Below are 11872 nucleotides of genomic sequence, written 5' to 3'. Positions count from 1 at the left end.
AGGTAAAATAAAGGCAAACTAAATGGCTCCTTCAGCTAAAAAAGAAATCAGTGGAATTCAACGCCAGTTCTATACAATAGCACTGATAGTCGTAATTATCTGGGTGCTAATGATTACCCGTGGATTACTGGTGCCACTGGCTTGGGCATCTTTTTTTGCCATTTTCATGATGCCTTTTGTCGAATGGATGGAAAGTAAGCGAATGAGGAGGGGCCTGGCAATTATCATCGCCGTACTTTTGCTCACCGCAGTCATAATAGGAATTCTGGCAACGCTTTCAGCGCAAGTAGTGTCCATAAGCAAGGATCTCCCCTCCATTTCCACACGGTTTTCTTCCAGCATCACCAGGGTTCAGCAGTTTATTGTTGAAGACCTGGGCATTGCAGATGATACCGAGGAGCTAAAGAGCATGATAGGCAGTCAACTCGAGGAAGTCGTGAAATGGCTGTTTGGTAATATTTCATCAGTTGGGCAGTCTTTCTTTGACCTTTTTCTAATGCCCATCTATATCTATTTCATTCTCCTGTACCGGGATCTTCCCTCCCGGTTCATCGAAAAAAAATATAGCGAATCAAATCAGGAGACAATCAGGAAGGTCTTTGGCAAAATCCAGAAAGTGCTTCGCAGTTACATTGTAGGTATTAGCTTATTTACAGCTATTACAGCAGCCATGGACATCATTATCTTTCTGTCGCTCGGGCTTGAGTATGCGCTGTTCTTCGCCATTTTGGTGGCCATTCTTAACCTTATTCCTTACGTAGGCAACCTAATTGCAATGATCATTGTGGTGGGCTACGCACTAGTAACCAAAGACTCACTACTCACGCCGTTACTCCTTGTCGGGCTGCTTTGGCTGGCTAACATGATACAGGAAAATGTAATCAGGCCGTGGGTGGTTGGCTCATCAACCGAAATAAACGCTTTTGCTGTTTTCTTATCGTTTATTGTTGGGGCCCTGGTATGGGGCGTATCTGGAATGATACTTTTCATTCCGCTCGTCGGAATTGTGAAAATTATATTGGAAGAGGTACCTTCACTCAATGCCTATGCCATCTTTTTGAAGGAGTGGAATGCCAAGCCTGCCAAAAAAGAAGACTAGGCTTTCTTTTTTTGCGGTGCCAGCAATAGAAAAAAACCGACGGATGTTCCAATTGAAAGAACCCCGCAAACCCACCACAGCGTGGTGAAGTCGAATGCTCTGACAATATTTGTGCCTAACGCAGGTGCCAGTACAAATGCCGCTGAATAGGCAAAAGAGTACATGCCCATATAAATTCCCCGGTTTTTTGGCCCCGACCTTTGTACCGTGTAGGTGGCCATAAACGGCATTGCCATAATCTCGGCGACACTAATGATCAACACTGCCAGGTAAAGGATGGGCTCGCTGTGTAACAGGTTGAGAATAATGAAGGCTAGTCCGTTGAGCAGGCTTCCTATCATCACCAGTCTCCTGATGCTGAATCTCTCACCCACGCTGTACACGATAATCATCTCCAGCAGGAATACGATGAAGCCATTGAGCCCGATCAGCAATCCAATTTGTGACTCAGGCAACTGGTAGACCTCTTTATAATACAGAGGAAGGGTCATGAACAATTGAAAGAATACTGTAGCAAAAGAGAGCACTAACAGAACGAAAAACACAAATCGCCAATCCTTTAATGCATTGAGAGGGGAAGAAGTAGCTTTTGTTTCGTCCTCTTTCTGTTCATGCCCTTTTTTGTTTTTGAAATAGAAGAAGAAAAGAATGCCAGCCGATATGCACGTGATCCCGTCAACAATGAAAAGAAGGTTGTAAGAAAAGGTGGCCAAAATACCCCCAACCGCCGGGCCAAAAGAATAACCCAAATTGATCGCCATTCTATTGAGACTAAAAGCCCGTGTTACATTTTCTGGCTTGGCGTAGTGAGCCACTGACGACGAGTTGGCTGGTCGCAGCATTTCCGACACAGCGCTGATGGTGAATATGCCAACGCACAAAGGGAAAAACTCTGTGAGGTTGGCAACAAAAAAGAACAAACTGCCGCCGCCTGAGAGGCTGAAAAATTGCACCCAAAAATGACCGATTTTATCGGTGAGCCATCCTCCGACAAATGCACCGGTAATAGAGCCAACCCCGAAGAGGCTTAACAGGATGCCAGCCTGCTCTAAATCAAAGCCCAAAGAGGCTGTGAGGTACACACTAAGAAAGGGTACCACCATTGATCCGCTGCGGTTGATCAGCATCACAAGCGCCAGAATCCAGGCTGCTCTTGAGAGCCCACCGAAGGCATTTTTGTAAAGCGTTAGGACTCTAGTCATTCATGTGTATTGACGATGCGATATTCGAAAATTATTCCTTGTTGGGAGTGTAAAATCTCCAATTATTAAAAAATTGAATTATTCAGTAAAAAAATTAATCTATTCGAAGATAATCTAGTCGTTTTTCTTCTTACATTTCTTAGCTTTTAACCTAATTAATCGACCTTATGACTCTTCACTTTATCCTGCTATTGGTAGGATTCGCTATCCTCATAAAAGGGGCTGACTGGATGGTTAGTGGTGCTTCATCCCTCGCTAAAAGAATCAACGTCTCCAATTTGATGATTGGACTTACAGTAGTTGCCTTCGGGACGTCTGCCCCAGAACTCACTGTTAACCTCTTTGCCTCGTCCAGCGGACTGAACGATGCCATGTTCGGCAACATCATAGGGAGTAGCATATTCAATCTGTTATTCATCCTTGGAGTTGCCGGCGTTATTTACCCATTGAGTGTACAGCGGACGACTGTGAAATACGAAATTCCTTACTCTTTGTTTTCTGCACTGCTTCTTTTCTTTCTGGTCAACGACGCCATGTTCTTTGGTGCTGATCACAACTCACTCGGCCGGATAGATGCATTGGTGCTTCTGGTCTTTTTCGGTCTTTTTATGGCTTACATTGTCAGGCAGGCAAAAAACGAAACGCAGCCAGAAGAAGAAATACAAACGATGACCTTGCTAAAATCGGTTTTGTTTGTCACAGTAGGGATTACGCTTTTGGTAGGAGGAGGTAAACTTGTGACGGATCATGCTGTAGCCATTGCAGCAAGCTTCGGGCTGAGCGAAAAGCTGATAGGGTTGACCATTTTGGCAGCAGGCACTTCACTTCCTGAACTGGCCACGTCGGCCGTCGCCGCCTACAGGCGAAATACAGACATTGCCATTGGTAATGTGGTGGGATCCAACATTTTTAACATCCTGCTCATTTTGGGAATCAACGGAGGCATCCGGGAAATTCCCTATAATGCAACGTTGAATATGGATTTCTTCGTGATTTTCTTCGGATCCATTGCGCTGCTGCTTTTCATGTTCACCTTTAACCGCAACAAACTTGACAGAGTAGAAGCTGTGATGTTTCTGGTGGCATTTGTTGGCTATACGGGCTTCCTGATCTACCGCAACTAGATCAGGCCAATTCTCTCAAATCCACAGGTACCACTCTTGACACACCTTGCTCTATCATGGTGATACCGTAGATGATGTCGGTGCTTGACATCGTGCGCTTGTTGTGTGTCACTATGATGAATTGAGATTCCTTACTGAACGTTCTGATGATGTTATTGAACTTGTCAATATTGGCGTCATCGAGAGGGGCATCCACTTCATCAAAAATACAGAAGGGAGCTGGCTTCAGCAGGTATATAGAGAAAAGGAGGGAAATAGCCGTCAACGTCTTTTCACCGCCTGAAAGCTGGTTGATGGTCAATGGCCGCTTGCCTTTTGGCTTGGCCATGATCTCAATCGGGCTTTCCAACGGGTCGTCGGGGTTGAGTAGCTTCAGCTCGCAGTCATCTTCTTCTGTGAAGAGAGATCGGAATACTTTGATAAAGTTGTCCCTGATCTTCTCGAAAGCATCGAGAAAGGTTTCCCTGGCCACAGCGTCGATTTCGCCTATAGTACTGATCAGCGACTCCTTGGCTTTGATCAGGTCATCTTTTTCTTTGATGATAAAGTCGTAGCGCTCTTTGATTTCCTCGAAAGCCTCCATGGCCATGGGGTTGATGGGGCCAATATTGTCAATTCTCGTTTTGAACCTGGAAACTTTCTCCCGAAGCTCTTCGTCCGAAATGTCGGCAAACGGATTCTCTTTCACTTCTTCTCCTTCTACCGGAGCTTGCTCCTTCAGCAAATCGTCGAGGTCAATATTGAATTCGACGGAAAGACGCTCTTTTACAGCGCTCAGTTGTAGTTTAGTTTCATTTAGCTGGTTTTGGAATTCCATCAGCATCAGGTCGGTACTTTCCCTGCGACGTTGAATCTCCCTGCTCTCTTTCTCCAGCTCATCTATCAGCCCACGACTGCTGTAGTATTCCTTTTCTGCTTCATTAACACCTACTTCTATCGCTTCCCTTTCGGAGTACATGGCCACCAACTCGTCGTCATTCATCTCCGCTTTTTCCACGAGAGCTTTAATTTCTTCCTCGGTTTGCTTCAGCTCACTTTGGTTGCGCTCAATCCTTTCTTTGGAGCTTTCGTAGGTGTTTTCCTTGAAGCTGATTTCCTGAGCGATGCTCGCTACCTTGTTCTCCTGCTGGTGGTATGAAATGTTTTCCTGGTTGAATGCTGCCGACTTTTGACTTAAGATTTCTTGAAAAACCTGTAGTTCACTGTTCTTTGAAGCCAGGTTCTCTTCGTCGCTTTTTTGCAAGTCTTGTTCACGCTCTGCTTTTGGTTGCAGGGTGCGCAATTCTTCGGTAAGCACCTCAATCCTGTCGATAATGTCTTCCCTCTTAGTGGTGTTGGAGGTGAGCATTTTCGAAAATTGCTCCTGCTTGGTTCTTATGGAAACATACTCCTCGTTGATCTGATTCAGGTCGGGAAGCAGCGCTTCAATTCTCTCCTTCTTGCTGGAAGCTTTCAGCGCATTCAGGTCGGCTTGATTGCTTTCGATACTCTGCTGAATTTCATCCAGCTTTTTGTTGAGCGCTTTTATTTCAACAGCGAGTTTTTCAAGGTTCTTGGCACGACCAATCCTTTTTCCTTCAAAGAGTCCCACTGCCCCACCAGATATGGAATAGTGACGACGGGTAACCTTTCCATTTTTTGTTATGAAGATAGCATCATCTACATCTGGCAGGTCGGTGTGGTGGTTGGTAGAGATGTAAACGTTGTCAAGAATGAAGCTGACAAGCTTCTTGTATTTGCCGTCAAACTCCACCACCTCAGTGGCCGGAATAGCGTTCTGAATGATTTTGGTGCTGGTTGGCTTGAATTTGTCGAACTTTTCCAGAATAAAGAAGTGAGCTTTTCCCTTGGCAGCGTCGCTCAGCAAGTTGATCGCCTGATAGGCATTAGCCTCACTCTCTACTATATAGTAGTTCATGTAAGGCTCGAGAAAATTCTCGATTGTCACCCTGTATTCTTCAGGGCAGGTGATAACGTCAGAGAGGAGGGGAGCATCTTTTCCCCAGGAAGAGTTCTTTTTCAGGAATTTGATAGCTTCAGGGAAGCCTTCCAGGTTTTCGACCAGCGATTTGGTGAGCGCATACTCATTTTGCCGGGCATCAAGCTTACGGCTCACCTGGGTGCCTTCTTCTTTGATGACTTCCAGCGTTTTGCTTATACTCTCAATTCTACTTTGAACAGCTTCTTCTTCCGACTTAAGCTTGTCGATTTCTTTTTGTCTTTCGGCCCTCAGTTCACCTACTTCCTGCAACTTAATTTCAAACTCTTCCAGGTTGGCCGATTGCTCCGTCGTGTCGGAAGCTGCTTTGTCCAGTTCCTGCTTGAGCGTGGATAGCTGAATTTGTTTGATCTCCAGGTCTTTGGTAAGCTGATACACCTCTTCCCTGCTCTGCCGGAAGTTGCGGTTGAGGATGTTAACTTCCTCCTGAAGGGCCGCTGTTTCTGTTTTCTGGTGGTCATACTCACCTTTGAGCCGGTCGAGCTTCGCCGCTACTTCCGATAGGATCTTATCGGCTACCTGCTTTTCCTTGGTAAGACTTTCAATAGAAAAGGATGCCCGCTCGTTGCTTTTCCTGTCCTGCTCAATTTGCTCTCTGAGGTTTTCATTTTTGTCATTCAGGAAGCGAAGCCTTTCGTTCTTGATTTTCTTCTCGCTTTCGTACGACCTTATCTTACCTACATGTTCATTCAGCGCTTTTTGTCTTGAGCTGAGCTGCTTTTCTTTGGCTATCAAATCGGCTTTAGACTTCTCAATAGCCGCTTCTTTCTCCGCAAGCTGACGGTTCAGACTTAGCTTCAGGTCGTTTTCAGTCTCTATTTTGCTCTTTCCATCCCGAAATGATTGCTGATGTTTTTCAACTGTTTTTCTGGCGAGGGCAATACTGGCCTCTTTGTACTCCTCTTTAATTTTATAGTACTGCTGCGCCTGACGGGCCTGTTTTTCAAGGCTTTTCAGGTTTTTTTCTATTTCAAACAGAAGATCTTCCACCCTGGCAAGATCAGCATCGGTGTCGCTGAGCTTCCGCAGCGTTTCCTTCTTTCTTACTTTAAATTTCGAAATACCAGCTGCTTCTTCAAAAAGACCACGCCTCGAATTGTCCTTGTCATTGAGGATGTCGTCGACCATCTTAAGCTCGATAATGGCATAGCTGTTTGACGCTATCCCGGTATCAAGGAAAAGATTGGAAATGTCTTTCAGTCGGCAAGTGACGCCATTCAATTCATATTCGCTTTCACCCGACCTGTAGTAGCGGCGGGTGATGGTGACCTGAGAATATTCGGTAGGAAGGAGGTTTTTAGTGTTGTTGAAGGTGAGAGAAACCTCGGCAAGGTTGGTAGGCTTTCTTTTTTTTGTTCCGTTAAAGATCACATTCTCCATTTTGTCGGAACGTAGCATGCGTGATCTCTGCTCTCCAAGCACCCAGCGAATGGAATCAACCACATTGGACTTGCCGCAGCCATTTGGACCAACGATGCCGGTGATGCCTTCATCGAAGTTGATCACCACTTTATCCCCAAAGCTCTTAAACCCCCGAATCTCAAGTTTCGTCAACTGCATGCGGCAAAAATATTCATTAACCTTTAAATGTTATCAACAAAATGGGGCTCAAAGGGGGCTAGTTATCAACATTACGCTGATACTTGTCCTCTTTTTTGGGGCAGACAGCAAAAATAACATTCAATGACTTATATTTGAGGTATATGGATAGAGACGTCATCATTTACATTGTTATGGCCATTATTTATTTTGTGGTCAGAAACCTGAAGAAGAAGCCAAAAGCGCCTGAGGTTCAGGAAAGAAGGTCTCAAAGTGATGATGACTATGAAAGCCAGCCGGAGCCGACATCCACGCCACCAATGAGCTTCGAAGACCTGCTGAAGGAGCTGACCAGCGGAGGTAAAACTGCTCAAAAGCCACCCCAGCAACCAGCGCCTGAGCCCAGCCGATCTTTCGAATTTCCCTCAGACGGAAAAAACTATGAAGACGTGCACGATGAGTGGGAGGACAAGGAAATTGTGACTGTGAAAGAGGGTAGCCACACCAGGCTTTTTTCTGATGAAGAAACAAAAAGAATTTATCAGGAATCAATCCATATCGATCACAGCAAAGACGACGAGCTTTCAGCGCAGCTTGAAAGAGCCAAAAGCAGGTTCAAAGAATTTGAGATCAAAGAAGAGGACAATTCAGCTTTTCGGGACGAAATTGTAGATATGCTTTCCGATCAGCATGGTGCCAAGAAGGCCATCATCCTTGGCGAAATTCTCAACAGAAAATATTGATCAGAAACTCGTGAAACAGTAGGCGATAATGTTGGCACCCATTTGCAGGGCTTTTAGCCGCACAGTCTCCGGGTCGTTGTAGATCGACTGATCCTCCCAGCCATTTCCCAGGTCGCATTCGTAAGAATAAAAGCAAACAAGTCTTCCTTCATAAATAAGTCCATAACCCATGGGTGCTTTGCCGTCGTGTTCATGAATCTTGGGCAGACCGTCAGCAAACTGGTATTTCTGGTGGTAAATGGGGTGTGAAAAAGGAAGCTCAATAAATTCTAGTTCTGGAAACACCTTCTTCATTTCGAGGCGAACAAACTGATCGAGACCATAATTGTCGTCGATATGCAAAAAGCCACCTGAAACAAGGTATTCCCTGAGGTTGGTTGCTTCCGGATCGGAAAAGAGCACGTTGCCATGCCCAGTCATGTACACATAGGGATACAAGAAAATCTCAGGACTGCCTACGTCAACAGCGTCTTCGGAAGGTGCAAGGGCCGTGCCCAGGGTTTCATTGCAAAATTTGGCCAGGTTTGGTAGTGCAGTCTTGTTGGCGTACCAGTCGCCGCCCCCGTGATATTTCAGCTTGGCAATTTTCATTGTGTTGTCCTGCTGTGCGACAGCACTGAAACTTAACATCACAAGAGCCAAAATGGAGACTTTCTTCATAATTAGTCAAAAAGAGACGTTAGTTTATCAACGGTGAGTCCGTTGAAATCGTTTATCACAAGGTCTGAATGGCTGATTTCATGTGCTGGGTGGGTTGTAGCCAGCCCAATCACTTTTGCTCCTGCGTTCTTTCCAGCCTCAATCCCCGAGAGAGCATCTTCCAGTACGATGGAATCTTCAGCTTTTGCACCGAGCTTTTCTGCCAGCTTCAAGTACACCTCAGGCGCAGGTTTGCCCACACTCACTTCACTGCCATTTACAATTGCGGCGAAGTACTTCCGAAGGTCAAGGCCATCCAAAGTGAAGGCAATATTCTCAGGAGGTGCTGAACTACCAACGCCCACAGCAATCCCGGCATCCATGGCCAGGCGCAAGAAATTTACCAAGCCGGGAGTTGGTTTTTGATGTGGAGCATACAGTTGTCTGTAAATCTCCTCTTTTTCGGCACCAAGGGACTGGATGACATCTGGGTTTTTTTCATCAGGGAAAAAGTGGGTCATAGTAGCCGAAATTGTTCTTCCGTTGATGTGTTTTTTATACTCGGCTTCGTCAAGGTGGAAGCCATGTCGCTTTGAAAACTCCATCCACGCTTTCAGGTGAAATTGATGATTATCTACTATTACTCCGTCCATGTCGAACAATAAGGCGGCTGGCTTCATGTATTTGCGTGGTTAGATAGCGCTGGGCGTAAAATTAGCCGAGCGAATGGCGGTTCCAAATCATCTTCGTATATTTTCGCAAAAAGACAACACATGAACCCATACCTAGGAGAATTTATTGGCACAATGGTCTTGCTGTATTTTGGCAACGGAGTGAACGCCGCAACAACACTTAAAGGAAGTTATGCACAAAATGCAGGTTGGCTCACCATCTGTATTGGCTGGGGGCTTGGGGTAACGCTCGGTATTTATGCTGTAGGCGGCATTAGCGGAGCTCATTTAAATCCCGCTGTTACGCTTGGCTTGTATGCAGCAGGTGAGTTTCCTGCCGACATGATAGCAGGGTATATGCTTGCTCAAATGGCTGGTGCTTTTTGTGGAGCCTGTTTAGCTTATCTTCATTTTTTACCCCACTGGAAGGCAACGGACGATGCCGCTGCCAAGTTGGGCGTGTTTTCTACTGGCCCGGCTATAAAGAGCACAAGCGCTAATATACTTTCGGAATTTATGGGCACTTTTATCCTGATCTTTGCTCTGTTGTTTATAGGTGCTAATCAGTTTACCGAAGGGTTGAACCCATTGGTAGTAGGAGGGTTAATCACTGCAATTGGTTTGTCGCACGGAGGAACCACAGGATTTGCCATCAATCCAGCCCGAGACCTGGGGCCGAGAATAGCACATGCGGTATTGCCTATCAACGGAAAGGGCGGATCTAATTGGGGATATGCCTGGGTGCCAGTGCTGGGGCCATTGGCTGGAGGTGCGACCGGCGCAGCGCTTTACAATTTTTTATTTAACAATGAGGTGAGCTTGTTTTTGTCTGTTGGGGTAATCTTTTTTGCTATTATCGTCATTCTCAGCCTGCTGGAAAACAGAAAGCCTTAGGGCATTTAATTACATTTTACTACCAACATAAATCGTAAACATGGGAATTTTAAAAGAATTCAAGGACTTTGCCATGAAAGGCAATGTTATCGATCTGGCTACCGCAGTCATCATTGGCGGGGCTTTTGGAAAAATTGTGTCATCACTTGTAAATGACATACTAATGCCGCCAATAGGGGTGCTGCTTGGTAATGTCAACTTCCGGGATCTAAACGTCGTTATTCAGGAGGCGGTTGGTGAAAAAGCAGCTGTAACAATTAATTATGGTGCTTTTACCCAGACTGTGATTGATTTCATCATCATCGCCTTCTCCATTTTCATGGTCATTAAGGCCTACAAGCGGATGGAAAAGAAGAAAGAAGAAGCTCCGGCTCCAGCAGTTCCACCTGCACCTAGCAATGAGGAGAAGCTATTGACTGAGATCAGAGATTTGCTGAAAGCACAAAAATAGCCGCTTCGTTCAAAATTATATCGGCAGTAAGGAAACGTTGAAATGGATTCAACGTATTATCTTGCTGTCGATTCTTTTTTTAATACAAACGAGTATGCTGAAACTTCAAGTGAAAGGAGCCGTTGCGCTGGCGCTGCTCTGCTTTTTAAACTACCAAACAGAGGCGCAAGCCATATTGAACAAAGTGAAATCGGCAGCCAAGAACAAAGCTTCCAACGCCATTTTTGGTGACAATGACGCACCGTCTACACCCAGTGTTTCTGAAGGTGATGAACGATCTGGGCGACCTATGAATAACACGTCCGGAGGCCTTATCACAACCCCGCCCGATGTAGGAAAGAGCATTGCAACAGCCGAGTCTTCATTTTCTGCTAAGAAATATGGCGAAGCCAGGTATGCACTACAACAGGCCATTGTGGGGATAGAAATGGAAATGGGCAACAAGGTAATGGAGTCTCTTCCTGAAAAAGTGGCTGGCATAGGCTTTGTCAAGGAGAGCGATAAGGTCACAAGTACCGGAATGGCTTTTGTCGGGTTAACCATTTTCAGGGAATACTACAACGACGACAAAGCCATAGATATAACTGTTGCCAATAATTCTTCCTTACTCATGTCGGCCAATATGTACCTGACCAATCCGGCTTATACCTCTGGTCAGGAGAACATCAAATCAGTGACGGTGCAGGGTTTTAAGGGTGTGTTGGAGTTTTCCGAATACGATGGTTACAAACTGTCGGTGCCTCTCGGGCAGACAAGCATAGCGATCATGAAAATGGTAAATTTTGCTAACGAATCAGCTGCGCTAAAAGTATCGGACGCCTTTGATTTGGCAGGCATTCAAAAACAGTTGGGCGATAAGATTAACTAAGATTTAAGATGAAGAAGATATATATACTTGCATTGATTATAGCAGTGGCTGGCCTGAAGGCTAGTGCGCAAAATGATTTTAGCGCATCAACGGCTACAGCAAAGAATGAGTACAAGGCGGGCAATTTGGAAGAAGCTCGGTTTGCCCTGCAGCAGTCGCTGGCTGAGGTGGATAAGGAGATTGGAAAGGAGATTCTGGAAATACTGCCCAAAAGTATTGCTGGTTTTTCGTTTGTTGAGGCAAACGATAATGTCTCCGGCAACTCTTCGTCTTTTGGGGGATTGTTTGTTCACCGTGATTATGGTGACACCACCAAGTCGGTCGCCATTGACTTGATGGACAACTCGCCCATGCTGGCCGGTATTAACAGTCTTTTGGCTATGCCTATGATTATGAATAGTTCGGATGGTAGCCAGAAGGTGGTTAAGGTGAGCGGGTACAAGGCACTTTTGCAAAGAAAAGATGCAACACAAGCTGTAGGAGGTTACACTCTTCAGATTCCCTTCAATCAGTCGCTGTTCACCGTGGACTTTGATGGGGCCTTTACCGAAAGTGAAGTCACTAGTGCTGCCAATGCTATGCCAATTTCGGAAGTAGCTAAATTGACATATTAGCTTTTTATGCCTTATTCTTGGTCAGGTAG

At 45.5% G+C, this 11872-nt stretch carries 11 protein-coding genes; 7 read left to right on the top strand and 4 right to left on the bottom strand.

The features are described from left to right. Positions 1–22 precede the first annotated feature (22 nt). The gene (locus RIG68_RS06615; protein ID WP_350120159.1) at positions 23–1099 is read left to right on the top strand and encodes an AI-2E family transporter; all 1077 of its coding nucleotides are present in this window, start codon (positions 23–25) and stop codon (positions 1097–1099) included. Here RIG68_RS06615 and RIG68_RS06610 read toward each other — a convergent pair. Beyond that, a complete protein-coding gene (locus RIG68_RS06610) occupies positions 1096–2301 on the bottom strand; it encodes an MFS transporter (RefSeq protein WP_350120156.1) in 1206 nt (401 codons plus the stop codon). The two genes, RIG68_RS06615 and RIG68_RS06610, sit on opposite strands and share 4 nt — an antisense overlap. A 167-nt stretch (positions 2302–2468) precedes the next feature. Between RIG68_RS06610 and RIG68_RS06605 the strand changes: the two genes are divergently transcribed. Continuing rightward, on the top strand, positions 2469–3425 hold the full coding sequence (locus tag RIG68_RS06605; protein ID WP_350120153.1) for a calcium/sodium antiporter: 957 nt from the start codon (positions 2469–2471) through the stop codon (positions 3423–3425). A 1-nt stretch (position 3426) separates the two neighbouring features. Here RIG68_RS06605 and smc read toward each other — a convergent pair whose 3' ends face one another. Then, positions 3427–6984: a chromosome segregation protein SMC gene (gene smc, locus RIG68_RS06600; RefSeq protein ID WP_151999915.1), complete on the bottom strand. Its 3558-nt coding sequence runs from the start codon at positions 6982–6984 to the stop codon at positions 3427–3429. Between the two features lie 143 nt (positions 6985–7127). On the opposite strand from smc, the gene RIG68_RS06595 reads away from it, so the two are divergent. Then, positions 7128–7706 carry a hypothetical protein gene (locus RIG68_RS06595; RefSeq protein WP_350120150.1) on the top strand — a complete coding sequence of 193 codons (579 nt, stop codon included), beginning with the start codon at positions 7128–7130 and terminating at the stop codon, positions 7704–7706. On the opposite strand, the gene RIG68_RS06590 is transcribed toward RIG68_RS06595, so the two are convergent. Both RIG68_RS06590 and RIG68_RS06585 read right to left on the bottom strand, forming a co-directional pair. Further along, positions 7707–8366: a DUF4159 domain-containing protein gene (locus tag RIG68_RS06590; RefSeq protein WP_350120147.1), complete on the bottom strand. Its 660-nt coding sequence runs from the start codon at positions 8364–8366 to the stop codon at positions 7707–7709. A 2-nt stretch (positions 8367–8368) separates the two neighbouring features. Next, positions 8369–9025: an HAD family hydrolase gene (locus tag RIG68_RS06585; protein WP_350120144.1), complete on the bottom strand. Its 657-nt coding sequence runs from the start codon at positions 9023–9025 to the stop codon at positions 8369–8371. A 93-nt stretch (positions 9026–9118) separates the two neighbouring features. Here RIG68_RS06585 and RIG68_RS06580 point away from each other — a divergent pair, with 93 nt between their 5' ends. The 4 genes from RIG68_RS06580 to RIG68_RS06565 all read left to right on the top strand — a co-directional run bounded on the left by RIG68_RS06580 (position 9119) and on the right by RIG68_RS06565 (position 11843). Further along, entirely contained in the window at positions 9119–9910 is a 792-nt protein-coding gene (locus RIG68_RS06580) for an MIP/aquaporin family protein (protein WP_350120141.1), read from the top strand. Between the two features lie 40 nt (positions 9911–9950). Further along, positions 9951–10361: a large-conductance mechanosensitive channel protein MscL gene (gene mscL / locus RIG68_RS06575; RefSeq protein WP_350120138.1), complete on the top strand. Its 411-nt coding sequence runs from the start codon at positions 9951–9953 to the stop codon at positions 10359–10361. 94 nt (positions 10362–10455) lie between these two features. Continuing rightward, complete coding sequence (locus RIG68_RS06570) at positions 10456–11229, top strand: hypothetical protein (RefSeq protein ID WP_350120136.1); 774 nt, start codon at positions 10456–10458, stop codon at positions 11227–11229. A gap of 8 nt (positions 11230–11237) precedes the next feature. Continuing rightward, positions 11238–11843 (top strand): hypothetical protein, encoded by a 606-nt coding sequence (locus RIG68_RS06565; RefSeq protein WP_350120133.1) that lies wholly within the window; start codon positions 11238–11240, stop codon positions 11841–11843. The last annotated feature ends 29 nt before the right edge of the window (positions 11844–11872 follow it).

Origin of the sequence: Imperialibacter sp., from assembly GCF_040222385.1 — a bacterium.
Classification (GTDB): domain Bacteria; phylum Bacteroidota; class Bacteroidia; order Cytophagales; family Cyclobacteriaceae; genus Imperialibacter.
This window is presented reverse-complemented; position numbering and strand designations above follow the sequence as displayed.